We start from the raw sequence: 17,038 nt of genomic DNA, 5'->3' as shown, positions 1-17,038 counted from the left end.
AGGGCGTTCCTTGTGTGATCAGGCACTTTCACTGTTCTGGGCGACAAACAGCACCACTTGCCACGGACTGCTCGTCAGCTTCGCAGCAGGCGCGGCGATCATCAGCGGCAGTTGCGCGTCGAACCACGCGCCTTCGGCGGTAACCACAAACAGTCGCGTGTCATCGCCGACGCTGTAGGCCACCTGCTCGCTGCGGCTCATGGCCTGGTGCGTCAAACCGCTCATGCGCTGACGACTGAGCAGGGCAATGTGCGGCGCCGAAGCGATGATCGCGCCGCGCAACCAGTCAAGCGCGGCTTGCTCGCTGGCACCGTTGGGCATGCGCAGGCCGATGACCAGACGCTGGCTCGGCTGCTCGTCCGGCAACTGGATCGAAAAACTCTGCTCGCCGCGTTCGAACGGCAGGCTGCGATAACCGGCACGGATCAGTTCGAGGGTGGTTTCCAGCCATTGCAATACCGCGTCATAGCCGCGCTGCAACTCAAGGAAATCCAGCGGTGCAAACGCCGGCACGCCGGCCAGCGGATCGAGCGCCGCCCAAGCCCCGGCCATGCCGAGCAATTGCACATACAGGGTTTGCGGATGAGCGATGCGGCTGTTCAGCGTGCCTTCGACTTCCGGCAGACGCGCCCACAACGCGGTCAACTGACGGCGGATTTCCAGCGCATCGTCCTGGTTGCCGGCCTGTTGCGCCTGACGCAAGCGGCCGCCGAGAAACAGGCACTTCTCCCGCGCCCGCGCGCAGAGCCCGGCGATGCGCCGAGCGAGTGCAGATTCCGGCAACAGGATCGGTGTCGGCGGTGTATAGGACAACGGCAGAAAGCCGCCGCCCTCCTTGCGGATTTTCAGCAGCGGCAGGCAGATCGAGTCGGCTTTGTTCAGTTGCGTACACAGCCGTGGATTGGGTCGCCAGACCGTAATCGATTCGGGGAATTCGCCGCTGGTGAGATCGGGTAAGGCCTCGCCGACCACTGATTGCATCCGCCCCTTGAGCGGCAGCAGTTGCCCGGCGCGCCACATCGGGCTGATCGCCAGAAACACGGTGACGGTGGCATCGTCGGTGGTGTCGATCGCCGCGCTGACGTCCAGTTCCAGCGTCGGCCCGACACCGGCCTGCAAATCCACCGGCAAGCCGTCGGGCATCGTCCCTTGCAACGACAACACCCGCACCACCCCGGCGCTCAGCGCCGAAGGGTCGAACTCCATATGACTGACGCCCCAGAACCACGGATTGCAGGCTTGCGCCAGATGCGCGCCGAGCGCTTCGGCGCGCAGCCCCTGCAACTGAAAATGCTGCGGCAGCAATTGCATGCCTTCGTGCCAGCAAACCGCGTCAGGTAGCAGACTCATACGACTCCTTTCGACCCTGCCGCAAGCCGGCGGCGAGCGGTGTTTTTCAGTTTTCCCGGCTGACCAGATTCATCTCGCGACTGTCGAATTTCAGCCATGCCTCGCGCTGATCATCGAGGCGTAATCGGTGTGCTCCGGGTGTGTTATAGCTGGCGAAGACCAAAAGTCCAGCAGCCTTCTTGCCCTCCAGCGGGAAGGGTTGGCGGTCGATGAATTGCCCCGGCACCAGCTCCAGTCCCCACACGCTCATCAACTGACGATAGTCGCGCTGGTATTGCTCGCGCCCGGCGAACCACTGGCTGGCACTGATGCCGGACAGTTGCTTGAGCAGGTCAGGGTCGTTGACGGCAATGAAGTCCACGGCAATCGGCGTGTCGTCATTCGCCTTGGGGGCGACGTCGAGGGTCAGGCTGTCGAGGTCCACCTTCGGCCCGAAGAAGGAGCAGCCCGCCAGCAGCGCAAACGCCAACGTTAGAAAAAGTCGTCCAGACAAAATGAATTTTCCTTTTCTCGAGTCTGTCAAAAAATGTTTTTGCTTGCTTTTTTATAGACCTGTTCTAGCGTCTTGGGTAGTTCGGTTCCTACAGCCGAATCAAGAAGGTTTGTCAAAGGAACGACAGGTCATCTGCCTCCCTTTCTAACCTACGGTCCAGCAAGGGAAAGCGATGAACGGGCCTCCCCGATGCATTGCCCCCGCCCATCGCATCGGAGTCCGCCGTCATGGCAGAAAGTACTCAGCACAAACTCGACCGGGTGCGCCCGCCCCGAGTGCAAATCACCTACGACGTCGAAATCGGCAACGCCATCGAGAAAAAGGAATTGCCGCTGGTGGTCGGGATCCTCGCCGACCTTTCCGGCAAGCCGCTTGAGCCATTGGCAAAACTGACTGAACGGCGTTTTACCGAAATCGACCGAGACAATTTCAACGATGTGCTCGCCTCCATCGCCCCGCGCGCAACGCTGCAGGTCAACAACACCCTCAGTGGCGACGACAGCAAGCTCAACATCGAACTCAATTTCAAACACATCGATGACTTCGACCCGGTCAAGGTGGTGGAGCAAGTCACACCGCTGCGTCGTCTGTTCGAGGCCCGTCAGCGCCTGCGTGACCTGCTGACCAAACTCGACGGCAACGATGACCTGGACAAGCTGTTGCGCGACGTGATCGCCAACACCGAAGGCTTGCAGGAAATCAAATCGGCTCGCCCAGACACCGCTACCCCGGCAGCTGATGCCGAGGCCCCGGCCGAACCGCAAGCCTGATTGTCCAATTAACCGAGGGGAGAATTCGTCATGCCCGCCGCCGCCAAGAATCAAGCCAGCGACAGTACAACCGAGACACTTTCACTGCTCGACCAGATCATCCTCGACGGCCGCATGGCCCACGATGACAGTCAGCAGGATTACGCCCGTGACATGCTCGCGGAATTCGCCACCCAGGTGCTTGACGAAGGCATGGCCATCGACAAGGACACCGTGGCGATGATCAACGACCGCATCAGCCAGATCGACGAACTGATCAGCGCCCAGCTCAACGAAGTGCTGCACCACCCCGACCTGCAAAAACTCGAAGCCTCGTGGCGTGGCCTGCATCTGCTGGTGCAAAACACCGAGACCAGCACTCGGCTGAAACTGCGTCTGCTCAATGTCACGCAGAAAGAGCTGCAAAACGACCTGGAAAAAGCCGTCGAATTTGACCAGAGCGCGCTGTTCAAGAAGATCTACGAAGAGGAATACGGCACCTTCGGTGGCCATCCGTTCAGTCTGCTGGTGGGTGACTACACATTCGGTCGGCACCCCCAGGACATCGGCCTGCTGGAGAAACTGTCGAACGTCGCCGCCGCGGCCCACGCGCCGTTCATTGCCGCCGCCAGCCCACGGCTGTTCGACATGAACAGCTTCACTGAACTGGCCGTACCGCGTGACCTGTCGAAAGTCTTCGAGAGCCAGGAGCTGATCAAGTGGCGCTCGTTCCGCGAGAGTGAAGATTCGCGCTACGTGTCGCTGGTGCTGCCGCATTTCCTCTTGCGCCTGCCTTACGGCCCGGACACGTCGCCGGTGGAAGGCATCAACTACGTCGAGGACGTCAACGGCACCGACCACAGCAAGTACCTGTGGGGCAACGCCGCGTGGGCCCTGTCGCAGCGCATTACCGAAGCATTTGCCAAGTACGGCTGGTGTGCGGCGATCCGTGGCGCTGAAGGCGGCGGCGCGGTCGAAGGCCTGCCGGCACATACCTTCCGCACCAGCTCCGGCGACTTGTCGCTCAAATGCCCGACCGAAGTGGCGATCACCGACCGCCGTGAAAAAGAGCTCAACGACCTCGGTTTCATCGCCCTGTGCCACAAGAAAAACAGCGACGTTGCGGTGTTCTTCGGCGGCCAGACCACCAATAAATCCAAGGTCTACAACACCAACGAGGCCAACGCCAACGCGCGGATCTCGGCGATGTTGCCGTACGTGCTCGCCGCCTCGCGTTTCGCCCATTACCTGAAGGTGATCATGCGCGACAAGGTCGGCAGTTTCATGACCCGCGACAACGTGCAGACCTACCTCAACAACTGGATCGCCGATTACGTGCTGATCAACGACAACGCGCCGCAGGAAATCAAGGCGCAGTACCCGTTGCGCGAAGCGCGGGTGGACGTGACCGAAGTCCCCGGCAAGCCGGGCGCCTATCGGGCCACGGTGTTCCTGCGGCCGCACTTTCAGCTTGAGGAACTGACGGCGTCGATCCGCCTGGTCGCGACCCTGCCACCACCGGTAGCGGCCTGACCTGCTCGCCCCCGCCGCCGTGCGGCGGGGGCTGTTCCCTTATCTAGCGCGACACCTTTCAGGAGTTTCAAGCGATGGATGCAATCATTCTCGACCTCGGCGGCGACATCAAAGGCGACAGCCTGCTCGAGGGCTTCGCGGACAAGATCGAAGTCATGTCCTACAGCCACAACGTGGCGATGCAGGTGACCAACGACGTCAGCAACTCGGAGCGAACCTCCGGCAAACCCCACGTCGGCGAATTCACCGTGACCAAGTTCATTGACAGCTCGACACCGTCCCTCAACGAATACTGCTGCGCCGGCAAGCCGATCCCCGAAGCCATCATCACCATTGGGCGTAACGCCGCCGAAGGCAGCGGACAACTGATGCCGTTCATCGTCTACACCCTGACCAACGTGGTGCTGTCGAACGTCAGCGTCAGCGGGGGTACCGGGGGCAAACCGGTGGAAACCGTTTCGCTGAACTTCACCAAGATCAAATGGGAACTCACCGCGCAGAAAGACGACGGCACCAAGGAAGGCACCGCCGCGTCGACGTGGGACATGGCCGCCAACAAGCTCGTCAGCTAACCCGGCGCGACGGCCATGGCAGGCACCGGCATGCTCCCGCCGCTGTTCGAACGCCTCGCGTCCAGCGAGACCGAGAGCACGCGGGAGTTCGATCGGCAGGACTTGCTCGACTCGGTGCACGCCGAGCTCGGACGCCTGTTCAACACCCGCCGTGGCCCGCGCGCACTGACCGACCCACCCAGCGTAATTGACTACGGCATCGCCGACTGGAGTGCCCTGCAACAGCAACGCAGCGATGATCGCCGTCGGCTGGCGCGGGACATCCGCGAAGCCATTACCCATTTCGAACCACGCCTGAAACTGGGCGTAGTTCAGGTCAATCCCTTGCCCGAGCAACCACAGAAAATGAGCATTCGCCTGGTCGGCGAGATGCGCAGTGGCGAGCAGCACTGGCCGGTGGCATTTGTCATCGAGCCCGGCGGTCAGGGGCTGGAGGTGCGCCATGAGCGACTCGATTGACCCGCAACTGCTCGACTATTACCAACGGGAGTTGACCTGGCTGCGGCATGCTGGCGGCCAGTTTGCCGAGCGCTATCCGAAAGTCGCGCGGCGCCTGCAACTGTCCCCCGGCGAATGCCCCGACCCGCATGTCGAACGTCTGCTCGAAGGTTTCGCCCTGCTGGCGGCGCGTCTGCAACGACGGCTCGATGACGATTACGCCGAGTTCAGCGATGCGCTGCTTGAGCAGCTGTATCCACTGGCGATGCGTCCGTTGCCGTCTTGCGCCATCGTCCAGTTCGAGCCAGACCCGAGCAAAGGCAACCTCGACGAGGGCTATCCCCTGCCCCGCGACACGCCGCTGTTCGTGACCACCAGCAAAGGCGAGAGCATCCACTTTCGTACCTCGGCCGCCGTGTGTCTGTGGCCGATCGAAGTGAGCGAAGCGTTGTTGCTCGGCAGTGATGAAGCGCAGGCGCTGACCGGTGTCGCGCAATCGCGCTCGGCATTGCGCCTGAGCCTGCGCTGCCTTGGCGAAAGCCAATGGGCAGATCTTGGGATTGAGCAATTGCGCATCCACCTGGCCGCGTCGCCGGTGGTCAATGCCTGCCTTTACGACCTGCTCGGCGCCCATTCGGTGCAGGTGCTGGCAGGGTCGCCGGGCAGTGTGCCGATTGCACTGAAAGGCTTGCCGAAAATTGTCGGTTTCAGCGATGACGAAGTCATGTTGCCCGATGAAGACGGCGTGCATCCGGGCATGCGTCTGTTGGCCGAGTACTTCGCCTTCCCGGATAAATTCCACTTTTTCGATCTGCCGCTGAGCGGTGTCGCCAGTGACAGCCCGACGCTGTATCTGTACATCGTTTTCGACCGTGCGCCGACCAGTCGCTTGCATTTGCAGGGCAGTGACATTGCTCTGGGCTGCGCGCCGGTGATCAACCTGTTCCCGCGCACCTCCGAGCCCCTGCGCCCGGACGGCACCCGAAGTGAGTACCGCCTGATCGCCGACAGCCATCGCGAGAACAGCGTCGAAATCCACAGCATTCGTGGCATGCGCGCCAGTTCCAGCGCCGGCGTGCAGCGGCTACCCGCCTATTACGGCAGTCAGCACAGCGGCGGCGATCAACAACGTTACTGGCATGCCCGGCGAGTCAGCGGCATGACCCCGAACCGGCTCGGCAGCGATCTGCTGGTGAGCGTGGTCGATACCCGTTTCGAACCGCAAACCGATCTGCCCGATTACAGCCTGACCGCCGAATTGCTTTGCACCAATCGGCACCTCGCCCAGAGCCTGCCCGCCGGTACCCCGCTGGGTTTCGAACGCCCCGGCCCGGTGGCCTGGGCCCGCCTGCGCAACTCGCCGAGCCCGCAAAGCTTGCCGCGCCTGGACGGTGATTCGCGTTGGCGGCTGGTCTCGCAATTGACCCTCAATCATCTGTCACTGGTCGAAGGGCCGCAGGCGCTCGATGCCCTCAAGGAGATCCTGCATCTGCATAACCTGCGCGATGAAAGCAGCGCTTTGCGCCAGATCGAAGGCCTGTTTAGTCTGAGTTGCGAACGGGTGATCGGCCATGTCGGCGTCGATGCCTGGCGCGGTTGGCGCAATGGTCTTGAAGTGCAATTGCAGCTCGATTCACAGCATTTTGTCGGTAGCAGCGCGGTACTGTTTTCGGCGGTGCTGGCGCAGTTCTTTTCGGTGTACGCCACGGCCAATCGCTTTGTGCGCACAGTGCTGATGCAGGAAGACAAGGAGATCAAGGCATGGCAACCCCAAGCCGGCATGCCCCTGTCGCTCTGACCCTGAGCCAGCGTCTGCGCCGCGATCCGCAAGCGTTCGAGTGGTTGCAGGCGTTGCTGCTGCTCGAGCGCGAGCAACCGCAAGCGCAATCCCTGGGCAGCGGCACCGCACCGCAAGCGGAAGCGCTGAAACTGCGCGGCCCACTGACGCCGATGTTCGCCGCCAGCCAGATAGAAGGCCTGCACGAGGTACCGGGCGAACCGCTGACCCTCGATACACCGATCTTCGGTCTCGGCGGCCCCGACGGCCCCCTGCCCTACGCGTATCAGGAATGGCTGCAACAACGGGCGCGGGCCAAGGATCATGCGCCGGCAGAATTTCTCGATCTGTTCCAGCATCGCCTGCTCAGTTTGCTCTACAAGGTAATGCGCAAACACCGCATCGCGCTCGGTTTTGTCACACCGGGCGCGTCGCCGGTACAGGCGCAACTGCGCGCGCTGACCGGATTGCTGCCCAAGTCTCTACAAGAACGCCAAGCGGTTCCCGACTGCGCAGTGTTGGCCTGCACAGCGTTGTTTGCCGATGGCCGCCGCTCCCTCGCCGGGTTCGCCGCGATTGTGCGCGAGCAGTTTGCCGTGCCGGTCGAGCTGAGCGCCTACGAAGGCGCCTGGCGCGAGATTCCACCCACGAGCCGCAGCGTCATCAAGCCCGGCGGGCGCAATCTGCAACTGGGGCGCAGCGCCGTCGCCGGTACTCGGGTGTGGGATGAACACGCCGGCATTCGCCTCACGCTCGGGCCCCTGCCCTCGGCGCAGGCCGGGCGTTTCCTGCCGGACGGCGAGGCCCATCCGGCACTGGCCAGCCTCGCCGCGCTGTATTTCGGCCCGGACCTGGACGTGACGCTGGTGCTGCTGATCCGCGGTGCCGGGCCGATGAAACTCAGTCGTCAGGCGCCGGCACTGGTGAGCTGGAACGGCGGTTTGCAACGTCAGGCCAGCCTCGCCGTGCAGCGCATTGAAACCCGTCTTCGTCAGCCGGAGATCACCTGAAATGGAATTGGCCAGCCTGATCGGACGCCTTAACCCGGACAACCGCCGCGCCCTCGAACGCGCCGCGCAACGCTGCTTGCAACGCGGGCATCACTTTGTCGAAATCGAGCATTTGCTGCTGGAACTGCTCGACATCGAGGGCGGTGACTTTGCCTTTCTGTTGCCACGGTTCGGGTTGGAACGTGATGCGCTGACGGCGGAAATCAACAAGGCTCTGGAGCTGTTCAAGGCTGGCAGCACGCGCACGCCGGCACTGTCTTCACACACGTTGGGGTTACTGGAAGATGCGGTGGTGCAGGCCAGTGTGTTGGGGATCGACAGCATTCGTTCCGGGCTGCTCTTGCTGGCGTTGATAGACCGCGACGAACGCCGCAGTTTGTTGCTTAACAGTGCGTCTTCGTTGCTGCGAATTCCCAAGGAAGCCCTGCGTGCGAATCTGCTGGAGTGGACGGAAAAATCTCGTGAGCATGTCGGTGCGCGCGCGTCATCCTCAGGCAATCCAGCGCCAAGGCAGGACTCGGTACTCGATCAATACACCCAGGATCTGACCGCCGATGCCCACGCCGGACGCATTGATCCGATCGTAGGCCGCGACGGCGAGATCCGTCAGTGCATCGATATTCTTCTTCGCCGCCGCCAGAACAATCCGATCCTGGTCGGCGCACCGGGCGTGGGTAAAACCGCTGTGGTCGAAGGCCTGGCCCTGCGCATCGCCGCCGGGGACGTGCCGCCGTCTCTGCAGGAAGTCAGTCTGCGGGTGCTCGACCTCGGTCTTTTGCAGGCCGGCGCTGGGGTCAAGGGCGAGTTCGAACAGCGGCTCAAAGGGGTGATCGACGCGGTACGCAATGCCGACAAACCGATCATCCTGTTCATCGACGAAGCCCACACATTGATTGGCGCCGGCGGGGCTGAGGGCGGCAGCGATGCAGCCAACTTGCTCAAACCGGCGCTGGCCCGTGGCGAGTTGCGTACCCTCGCCGCAACAACGTGGATGGAATACAAAAAATACTTCGAGAAAGATCCCGCCCTCGCCCGCCGCTTTCAGCTTGTGCAGGTTGAGGAGCCGGACGAAACCACAGCCGTGGAAATGCTCCGAGGCGTCGCCGCCAAACTCGAACAGCACCACGGTGTACAAGTGCTCGACGCGGCGATCCACGAAGCGGTGAAACTCTCGCACCGCTACATTTCCGGCCGCCAGTTACCGGACAAAGCCATCAGCGTGCTCGACACCGCATGTGCCCGCGTCGCCCTCGGCCAGCATGACGTGCCGCCACCGCTGGAAAGCCTGCGCCACCGGCAGAACAGCCTCAAGGATGAAGTCGAACGCTTGCGCCGCGAACAGGCCACCGGCCTTGATCACCGCGAACGCATCACCCTGCTTGAAACCGAATCCAGCGCTAACGTGCAAGCGATCCGCGAACTGGAAACCCGCTGGGGCGAAGAGCGCGTGGCTGTGCGCGAACTGCTCGACACCCGCCGCGAATTGCTCGACCTGAGCGAGCGTGCCGACAGTGACAAACCCGATGAAACCACCGACAGCCGTATCGATCATCTGGCTGGCGAACTGCTGCGCCTTGAGGCCGGACTCGATGCGATCCGCCAGGACGATCCGCTGGTGCCGGAACAGGTCGATGCGAAAACCGTCGCCGCTGTGATTGCCGGATGGACGGGTATTCCGGTCGGCAAAATGCTCGCCGACGAGGCCCACGCCGTGCGCACTCTGGGACAACGCATGGGCCAACGAGTGATGGGCCAGAGCACCGCGCTCAATACCATCGCCCAGCGCTTGCAGGCCTATCGCGCCGGGCTGACCGATCCGCAAAAACCGGTCGGGGTGTTCCTGCTGGTCGGCCCCACCGGCGTCGGCAAAACCGAAACGGCTTATGCGCTGGCCGATGCGTTGTACGGCGGCGAACGCAACCTGATCAGCATCAACCTCTCGGAATATCAGGAAGCGCACACCGTCAGCCAACTCAAAGGCGCCCCGCCCGGTTATGTCGGGTATGGCAGTGGCGGCGTACTCACCGAAGCAGTGCGGCGCAAACCGTATTCGGTGGTGCTGCTCGATGAAATCGAAAAGGCCCATCCGGACGTGCTGGAGGCGTTTTACAACGTCTTCGACAAGGGTCTGATGGAGGACGGTACGGGGCTGGTGGTGGATTTCAAGAACACCGTGATGCTGGCCACCAGCAACGTCGGCGCTGAGCTGTTACTGGATACACCCGTGGCACAACTCGGCAGTGAGGCCTTCAACGAAGCACTGCATAAAGTCTTGCTGCAAGCGTTCCGCCCGGCGTTTCTGGCACGCATGACCGTGGTTGCCTATAGACCACTGGATGAGGCAACACTGGAAGGGATTGTGCTGGCGAAGCTGGAGAAATTGCGTGGCCGCTACAAGGCGGCGACGGGCAAACAGTTCGAGTTCGATTCGGGAATTGTCAAAGCGGTGCTTGCCAAATGCAGCGCGGCGGGTGCGCGGGATGTCGAGAATGTGTTGATGACGCAGGTGACGGGGAAGTTGGCAGAGTGGGTGTTGGAGTAAACAGTATTCAGTCTCGACGCACGGACACGGTCAGGTCGGGTAATCAAGAACTGTGGTATTCAATCAAGGACTACGAAAATGCCATACGGAGAGCAACTTTCCATAAACCCATGCGTGGTCAAACCCGGCTTACAACCTTTGCAAGCCAGCATCGGCCGCCTGATTCTCTGTATTCGCGCAACTGAAAAGGCACGAAAGGCCGCACTGGAGGCCAGGAAAAACCTGTTGGTTTATCAGCATCTGGTGATGGACGATAACAAGAGAGCCCGCCAGACGTATCTGCGAGATGTCTATCCCCAGGAGCTCAGAGGCATCGGGGTCACACTTTTGACCTTGCGAGCGCGAATGCACAACATCGCGATTGTTGAAGACGACGGTATTTTTGTCAGTCTCGCCGGCACCAGAGAAAAGATGTTCGACATCCTGACGGGAGATGATGCTTTCGAGCGTGTCGTAGGCGAGGGAGAAGGTTTGACGCGCCCGGTCTATGTGAAAAAGCCCGGCATCCTGTCAGAGCCGGAAAAACATTATGTGAAAGACCACTTCGGCCGTTTTACGCGGCGATACGCGTATGTGGAAAAACCCTGGGACGTTTTTGAAATACTCATGACGACCGGGATTCTCAGGGGCAAGAATCTGCCGGGGTTAGACGACGATCCACGAAAGAAAACCGCAAGCGTCGTTCAAAAGTACCAGTTTGGGGAGTCGGCGGATGACCCTCTGCGCATGTCCGTCCGCGAACTGGCCTTCGTCAATCAGGAGGACGGCAGCACCGTACAGCGTGGGCTACCGCTCGGTTCGACACCGAAACCGCTACATGGCAACGAAGGCTACCGCTTCGGCAGATTCGACGGCGTTCTGTTGCAAGTGGATTTGGCCAGAATTCCAATGCAGGAAGACTACTTGCTGCTCAACCTCTACTGTTTCGATGCTCAGCGAAGTACCGCGCAAAACCCGACGCTTGGCCTGATTACCTACAACATCAGACGCAAAGGCGATGGCAGTGTTGTACGCAAAGGTGACAAACCCAAGGCCACCGCTTTGGAGAGCAAGGAGCATACCGATGCAAGCACTCAGAAAAATCGTGAACTGCTCTTGCTCACCCTCCCTTTGGCCGCGATAACCACGGTGTGTTTTCACAGCGCTGAAAAACTTCGCACCCACGGCGACGGTGTGAAACGCATGATTGCCGACGCCGGTGGCGTCGTCGATGTACCCACTCGCCATGTCCCACATTGCGCGACTTTCGAGCAAGAGCTGTTTCCCAATGATTGATTGAAGGCGCCAGATCCAATCGCCAGGGTTGCTTTGACCTCGCGAATAACTCAACTCAGACAAGAGCGCGATTCATGCCCCGCTCCACCGACAGCAACACGACGTTGTCTCTGACTGCCACTTCGCTGTCGGCGCTTTACCCTGAGTCGCTGTCCGGCGACGAAGCGTTGAACATGCTCGGCGCACAAACCCTCAACGGTCTGAATGACGGCACGTCTCTCACCCTGACCAGCGCCGTCGCCACCCACGTCACCACCACCCTGCACAACGACGCGCAACTGCGCCCGTTCGACGCGCTCGTTGCGGAAATTCGCCAACTCCCCGCCGATGCGACTGCCGAGCGCTATCAGTTGCTGCTAAGACCATGGCTGTGGTGGCTGACCCTGGCCAGCAACAACCGCGTGTTCCAGAATCTCGCCACTTCAGACATCGTCACCACGATCTTCAAGGCTCACGGTTTTACCGATTTCAAACTCTCCCTGACCGGTAGCTACACCCCACGCGAGTACTGCGTGCAGTACGCTGAAACCGATTTTGCCTTCGTCTCGCGGTTGTTGGAGGAGGAAGGGATTTTCTGGTTTTTCACCCACGATGAAGGCAAGCACACCTTGGTGTTGGGGGATAGCAACGACGCCTTCGTACCGATCCCCAACGGGCCGACAGTCACGTATCTGGGGCAAGGATTGGGTCAGCGTGAGTTGCACGGTATCCGTTCCGGGCAGGTCTGCCTCCAAGCGGTGGCCGGGGTGTATCGGGCGACGGATTATGAATTCACCACGCCGACCACCTCACTTTACGACCAGGCAGAAGCGGTGGCCGGGCCACTTTCCATGTACGAACATCCGGGCGGTTACAACGCCAAGGCGCGCGGCGATACGCTGACCAAGCAGCGGGTCGACGGCTTGCGCAGTGAGGAAAAACGCTTTGTCGGCGAGAGCGACTGTCGCTGGCTGGTGCCAGGGCACTGGTTCACCCTCGACGGGCATGACGACGCGAGCTTGAACATCGATTGGGTGGTGACGCGAGTCACCCATGACGTCAGCCACGAGCAGTATCGCAACCGTTTCGAAGCCATCCCCAAGGCCACACCGTTTCGCCCGCAACGGCTCACGCCAAAACCGCGCATGCACCCGCAAACCGCAATCGTGGTGGGTAAGTCCGGCGAAGAAATCTGGACTGACGAGTACGGCCGGATCAAGTTGCAGTTCCCGTGGGATCGCGATGGCAAGAACGATGAAACCAGCTCTTGCTGGGTACGCGTGGTGTTGCCGTGGAGTGGCAAGGGCTTCGGCATGCAGTTCATCCCGCGTATCGGCCAGGAAGTCATCGTTACGTTTATCGATGGCGACCCGGACCGGCCTCTGGTGACTGGTTGCGTCTACAACGGCGATAACGCCCTGCCCTATGCCCTGCCGGCGAATCAGACCCAGTCCGGGATCAAGACTCAGTCGTCCAAGGGCGGCGGCGGCTTCAACGAGTTGCGCTTCGAGGATAAGAAAGACGCCGAAGAGGTGTTTTTGCAGGCGCAGAAAGATCTGAATATCAACGTGCTCAACGACACCACTGCCACCGTCGGCCATGACGAAACCCTCACGGTGCAGAATGCCCGCACCCGCACGGTCAAGGACGGCGATGAGACTGTCACCCTGGAGAAGGGCAAACGCAGCGTGACGATTCAGACCGGCAGCGACAGCCTCGATGTGAAGGACAGCCGCACGGTGACAGTCGGTGCCGATCAGAACCACAGCACTGGTGGCAACTACACCGACAAGGTCACCGGCAATTACAGCCTGACGGTGGACGGCAACCTGACCATCAAAGTCAGCGGCACTTTGACCCTGCAAAGCGGTGGCAGCTTCACGATCAAGAGCGGCGCCGATCTGGCGACTTCGGCCAGCACCTCAATTACCCAAAATGCCGGCACCGCCATGACCAATCAGGCCGGTACTTCGCTGGACAACAAGGCCGGCACCACGCTGACCAACGACGCTGGCATCAGCCTGACCAACAAGGGCGCGGCCTCGCAGACCGTCGATGGCGGCGGCATGCTGACGATCAAGGGCGGTCTGGTGCAGGTCAACTGAACAAGGAGAAGTCATGGCGATCACACCGCTGGATTTGCAGCAGAGTGACAAGCAGCTCAAGGGGCGCTTGCAGGATGGCCAGCTCGACGGCCCGCTCAACATCAAGGATGACGGGCGCAAACAGGCGGATTTGCAGTACAGCCAGGGCAAGTTGCAGGGTACGTCCCTGCTCTATCACCCCAACGGCAAGGTTTCGGCGCAGATGCCGTTTGTGCGGGACAAGCTGCAAGGCGTGGCGAGTTTTTATGCGCCCGAGGGCTTTTTACAGCGCAAGGCGACGTATCGGCGCGGCTTGTTGCATGGCGAGGCGTTCAATTATTTTCCGGACGGGCAAGTGGCGGAGGCCGAGTTTTATCGGGATGGCGTGCGTGAGGGGCGCTATCAGCGCTTTCATCCGAACGGGAAAACAGCGGTGGAGGCGCGGTATGTGAATGGGCAGTTGATGGAGCCGGAGCAAGGGTTTGCCGAGGATGGCCGGCCGTTGGGGGCCGATGGCAAGCCGATTTCGCGGGTGCGCTGGTGGTATCTGCGCTGGGCGGATCCGCAACAAGCCTGATGGTTCTCTATTGGCAGCACTGGCCTCTTCGCGAGCAGGCTCGCTCCCACAGTGACCGGTGCTGTACGCACAATCGAACTGATACCGCAAAACCCTGTGGGAGCGGGCTTGCCCGCGAAGAGGCCGTCACATTCAACACAAGGCTCAGGGAATCAACATCTGCATCTGCCCCGGCACGACAATCTTGATCACCCCGGCCCAGGTGCACATCAACGTACTGTTGGCATCGATCGCCGGCATCCCCCCGAGCAACAACGTCGGTGCGCCGCCGGGAATCCACGGTGTGGCCGTCGCCGGAATACACGGCATTGGCGTCAACACTCCCAGCGCAGCCGCCGTGGCGGCGGCCACCATCGGATTGGCCAGGCTCGTGCACACGCCGAACGGCAGGATATTGACCAAGGGGATGTGATCCATGATGTTCGCTGCAGGCATCCCGCCAGTCAGCGTGCGATTGACCGGCAGCACATTGAGCATCGACGGAGCGGCACCGAAGCTGCATTGCAATGTGGCAGTGGCACAGACTTGCGGACAGCCCATTTCCCGACTCCTTGTTGGACACGGCATACCCGCTAAACCTTAGTCTGCCGTGGCCCGCCCTGCACATTCCCAAAGGTGATTATCCGGCAACACGCTAACCTATAAGACCGACCCGCGCTTGTGAGCACCGTAGCGCGCCATTAGATTAGCCAATGATGTCTGGCCTCCAAAATAAGCAGAAGGGATAAGCATGGCGCTTACTGACCAGTCCACCCGTATCCGCGCTGGCGAAGAACTCGATGCCAGCCTGATCGATCCGTACCTCAAGGCACACATACCGGGCCTGACCGGCTTGCCTGCGATCAGCCAGTTTCCCGGCGGTGCGTCGAACCTGACTTACCTTCTCGAATACCCGGAGCAGGAATTCGTTCTGCGCCGGCCGCCGTTCGGCCACAAGGCCAAATCCGCCCACGACATGGGCCGTGAATTTCGCATCCTCAATCAATTGCGCGACGGTTTCCCGTATTGCCCGAAAGCCTACGTGCACTGCACCGACGAAGCAGTGATCGGCGCCGAGTTCTACGTGATGGAGCGGGTCAACGGGATCATTCTTCGCTCGGAACTGCCACCGGAACTGGGTCTGGATTCAGCGAAAACCGAAGCGCTGTGCAAAAGCTTCATCGACCGCTTCGTCGAACTGCACCGAGTCGATTACAAGGCCTGTGGCCTCGGTGACCTCGGCAAACCCGAAGGCTACGTCGCCCGCCAGATCAAAGGCTGGAGCGAACGCTACGAAAAAGCCCTGACCCCGGACGCGCCGCACTGGGAAACGGTCAAAGCCTGGCTCAACGACAAGATGCCGGCCGACCATCCGACCTCGAGCATCGTCCACAACGACTACCGCTTCGACAACGTCATCCTCGACCCGAACAACCCGATGCAGATCATCGGCGTGCTCGACTGGGAGCTGACCACACTCGGCGATCCGCTGATGGACCTGGGCAACACCCTCGCCTACTGGATCGAGGCCGGTGACCCGGCGCCGGTGCAACTGATGCGCCGCCAGCCGAGCCACGCCCCGGGCATGCTGACTCGCCGCGAGTTCGTCGACTACTACGCCGAACGTGCGGGCATCCAGATCGACAATTTCGACTTCTACTACACCTACGGCCTGTTCCGTCTGGCCGGCATCGTGCAGCAGATCTACTACCGCTTCTACCATGGCCAGACCCAGGACAAACGCTTCGCGCAGTTCATTCACATGAACAAACTGCTGGAGCAGATGAGCTTGCAGGTCATTTCGAAATCGAGCCTCTGACGGCCCACACCCAGGAACCCTTATGTCCAAGACTCAGTTGTTCGACCTCGACGGCAAAATCGCTTTCGTCTCCGGCGCCAGCCGTGGCATCGGTGAAGCCATCGCCAAACTGCTGGCCCAGCAAGGCGCCCACGTGATCGTCTCGAGCCGCAAGCTCGACGGCTGCCAGCACGTCGCCGACGCGATCATCGCGGCTGGCGGCAAGGCCACTGCAGTTGCCTGCCACATCGGTGAGATGGAGCAGATCAGCCAGGTGTTCGCCGGGATCAAAGAACAGTTCGGCCGTCTCGACATTCTGGTCAACAACGCCGCGACCAACCCGCAGTTCTGCAACGTGCTGGACACTGACCTGAGCGCGTTCCAGAAGACCGTCGACGTGAACATTCGTGGCTACTTCTTCATGTCCGTGGAAGCCGGCAAGCTGATGCGCGAAAACGGTGGCGGCAGCATCATCAACGTCGCGTCGATCAACGGTATTTCGCCGGGCATCTTCCAGGGCATCTACTCGGTGACCAAAGCGGCGGTGATCAACATGACCAAAGTCTTCGCCAAGGAATGCGCGCAGTTCGGCATCCGCTGCAACGCCCTGCTGCCGGGCTTGACCGACACCAAGTTTGCCTCGGCACTGGTGAAGAACGACGCGATTCTCGAGCAGGCGCTGACACAGATTCCGCTCAAGCGTGTGGCCGATCCGAGTGAAATGGCCGGTGCGGTGCTGTACCTGGCCAGTGATGCGTCGAGCTACACCACGGGTGTTGCGTTGAATGTGGACGGCGGGTTCCTGTCCTGACCCCTGATCCCTGTAGGAGCTGCCGAAGGCTGCGATCTTTTGATCTTGACCTTAAAAAACAAAATCAAAAG

At 60.9% G+C, this 17,038-nt stretch carries 15 protein-coding genes; 12 read left to right on the top strand and 3 right to left on the bottom strand.

What is annotated here, in order from left to right; translation table 11 throughout:
• Window positions 1-18: 18 nt before the first annotated feature.
• Entirely contained in the window at window positions 19-1,350 is a 1,332-nt protein-coding gene (gene tssK, locus IAI51_RS21255) for a type VI secretion system baseplate subunit TssK (protein ID WP_187680242.1), read from the bottom strand.
• Window positions 1,351-1,396: 46 nt separating this feature from the next.
• The gene (locus tag IAI51_RS21250; protein ID WP_187680241.1) at window positions 1,397-1,843 is read right to left on the bottom strand and encodes a type VI secretion protein; all 447 of its coding nucleotides are present in this window, start codon (window positions 1,841-1,843) and stop codon (window positions 1,397-1,399) included.
• Window positions 1,844-2,070: 227 nt separating this feature from the next.
• Here IAI51_RS21250 and tssB point away from each other — a divergent pair, with 227 nt between their 5' ends.
• The 10 genes from tssB to IAI51_RS21200 all read left to right on the top strand — a co-directional run bounded on the left by tssB (window position 2,071) and on the right by IAI51_RS21200 (window position 14,379).
• On the top strand, window positions 2,071-2,613 hold the full coding sequence (tssB, locus tag IAI51_RS21245) for a type VI secretion system contractile sheath small subunit (RefSeq protein WP_187680240.1): 543 nt from the start codon (window positions 2,071-2,073) through the stop codon (window positions 2,611-2,613).
• Window positions 2,614-2,643: 30 nt separating this feature from the next.
• On the top strand, window positions 2,644-4,125 hold the full coding sequence (tssC, locus tag IAI51_RS21240; protein ID WP_187680239.1) for a type VI secretion system contractile sheath large subunit: 1,482 nt from the start codon (window positions 2,644-2,646) through the stop codon (window positions 4,123-4,125).
• A gap of 74 nt (window positions 4,126-4,199) precedes the next feature.
• Window positions 4,200-4,697, top strand: coding sequence for an Hcp family type VI secretion system effector (locus IAI51_RS21235; protein ID WP_007911046.1), 498 nt, complete (start codon window positions 4,200-4,202; stop codon window positions 4,695-4,697).
• A 15-nt stretch (window positions 4,698-4,712) separates the two neighbouring features.
• Window positions 4,713-5,156, top strand: a complete 444-nt coding sequence (gene tssE, locus IAI51_RS21230; protein ID WP_187680238.1) for a type VI secretion system baseplate subunit TssE — start codon at window positions 4,713-4,715, stop codon at window positions 5,154-5,156.
• Window positions 5,140-6,933, top strand: coding sequence for a type VI secretion system baseplate subunit TssF (tssF, locus tag IAI51_RS21225; RefSeq protein ID WP_187680237.1), 1,794 nt, complete (start codon window positions 5,140-5,142; stop codon window positions 6,931-6,933). The genes tssE and tssF overlap by 17 nt, the downstream gene beginning before the upstream one ends.
• Window positions 6,897-7,922 carry a type VI secretion system baseplate subunit TssG gene (tssG, locus tag IAI51_RS21220; protein WP_187680236.1) on the top strand — a complete coding sequence of 342 codons (1,026 nt, stop codon included), beginning with the start codon at window positions 6,897-6,899 and terminating at the stop codon, window positions 7,920-7,922. The genes tssF and tssG overlap by 37 nt, the downstream gene beginning before the upstream one ends.
• Before the next feature lies 1 nt (window position 7,923).
• Window positions 7,924-10,464 carry a type VI secretion system ATPase TssH gene (gene tssH, locus IAI51_RS21215; RefSeq protein ID WP_187680235.1) on the top strand — a complete coding sequence of 847 codons (2,541 nt, stop codon included), beginning with the start codon at window positions 7,924-7,926 and terminating at the stop codon, window positions 10,462-10,464.
• A 78-nt stretch (window positions 10,465-10,542) separates the two neighbouring features.
• A complete protein-coding gene (locus IAI51_RS21210; RefSeq protein WP_187680234.1) occupies window positions 10,543-11,739 on the top strand; it encodes a hypothetical protein in 1,197 nt (398 codons plus the stop codon).
• A 74-nt stretch (window positions 11,740-11,813) separates the two neighbouring features.
• Window positions 11,814-13,823 carry a type VI secretion system tip protein VgrG gene (gene tssI, locus IAI51_RS21205; RefSeq protein WP_187680233.1) on the top strand — a complete coding sequence of 670 codons (2,010 nt, stop codon included), beginning with the start codon at window positions 11,814-11,816 and terminating at the stop codon, window positions 13,821-13,823.
• A 13-nt stretch (window positions 13,824-13,836) separates the two neighbouring features.
• Entirely contained in the window at window positions 13,837-14,379 is a 543-nt protein-coding gene (locus IAI51_RS21200; RefSeq protein ID WP_187680232.1) for a toxin-antitoxin system YwqK family antitoxin, read from the top strand.
• A 144-nt stretch (window positions 14,380-14,523) separates the two neighbouring features.
• On the opposite strand, the gene IAI51_RS21195 is transcribed toward IAI51_RS21200, so the two are convergent.
• Window positions 14,524-14,919 (bottom strand): DUF4280 domain-containing protein, encoded by a 396-nt coding sequence (locus IAI51_RS21195; RefSeq protein WP_187680231.1) that lies wholly within the window; start codon window positions 14,917-14,919, stop codon window positions 14,524-14,526.
• A 190-nt stretch (window positions 14,920-15,109) separates the two neighbouring features.
• Here IAI51_RS21195 and IAI51_RS21190 point away from each other — a divergent pair, with 190 nt between their 5' ends.
• Window positions 15,110-16,177 (top strand): phosphotransferase family protein, encoded by a 1,068-nt coding sequence (locus tag IAI51_RS21190; RefSeq protein ID WP_187680230.1) that lies wholly within the window; start codon window positions 15,110-15,112, stop codon window positions 16,175-16,177.
• 22 nt (window positions 16,178-16,199) lie between these two features.
• A complete protein-coding gene (locus tag IAI51_RS21185; RefSeq protein ID WP_187680229.1) occupies window positions 16,200-16,967 on the top strand; it encodes an SDR family oxidoreductase in 768 nt (255 codons plus the stop codon).
• Window positions 16,968-17,038: the final 71 nt, after the last annotated feature.

Origin of the sequence: Pseudomonas sp. N40(2020) (genome assembly GCF_014472415.1) — a bacterium.
Lineage (GTDB): Bacteria > Pseudomonadota > Gammaproteobacteria > Pseudomonadales > Pseudomonadaceae > Aquipseudomonas.
Note: the sequence above shows the minus strand (reverse complement) of the source record. Positions and strands in the feature narration are given on the sequence as shown.

Bases quoted from the DNA above. Each gene is read 5' to 3' on its own strand.
- tssK (WP_187680242.1), bottom strand. From the start codon at position 1,350: ATGAGTCTGCTACCTGACGCGGTTTGCTGGCACGAAGGCATGCAATTG.
- tssB (WP_187680240.1), top strand. From the start codon at position 2,071: ATGGCAGAAAGTACTCAGCACAAACTCGACCGGGTGCGCCCGCCCCGA.
- tssC (WP_187680239.1), top strand. From the start codon at position 2,644: ATGCCCGCCGCCGCCAAGAATCAAGCCAGCGACAGTACAACCGAGACA.
- IAI51_RS21235 (WP_007911046.1), top strand. From the start codon at position 4,200: ATGGATGCAATCATTCTCGACCTCGGCGGCGACATCAAAGGCGACAGC.
- tssE (WP_187680238.1), top strand. From the start codon at position 4,713: ATGGCAGGCACCGGCATGCTCCCGCCGCTGTTCGAACGCCTCGCGTCC.
- tssF (WP_187680237.1), top strand. From the start codon at position 5,140: ATGAGCGACTCGATTGACCCGCAACTGCTCGACTATTACCAACGGGAG.
- tssG (WP_187680236.1), top strand. From the start codon at position 6,897: ATGGCAACCCCAAGCCGGCATGCCCCTGTCGCTCTGACCCTGAGCCAG.
- tssH (WP_187680235.1), top strand. From the start codon at position 7,924: ATGGAATTGGCCAGCCTGATCGGACGCCTTAACCCGGACAACCGCCGC.
- IAI51_RS21210 (WP_187680234.1), top strand. From the start codon at position 10,543: ATGCCATACGGAGAGCAACTTTCCATAAACCCATGCGTGGTCAAACCC.
- tssI (WP_187680233.1), top strand. From the start codon at position 11,814: ATGCCCCGCTCCACCGACAGCAACACGACGTTGTCTCTGACTGCCACT.
- IAI51_RS21200 (WP_187680232.1), top strand. From the start codon at position 13,837: ATGGCGATCACACCGCTGGATTTGCAGCAGAGTGACAAGCAGCTCAAG.
- IAI51_RS21195 (WP_187680231.1), bottom strand. From the start codon at position 14,919: ATGGGCTGTCCGCAAGTCTGTGCCACTGCCACATTGCAATGCAGCTTC.
- IAI51_RS21190 (WP_187680230.1), top strand. From the start codon at position 15,110: ATGGCGCTTACTGACCAGTCCACCCGTATCCGCGCTGGCGAAGAACTC.
- IAI51_RS21185 (WP_187680229.1), top strand. From the start codon at position 16,200: ATGTCCAAGACTCAGTTGTTCGACCTCGACGGCAAAATCGCTTTCGTC.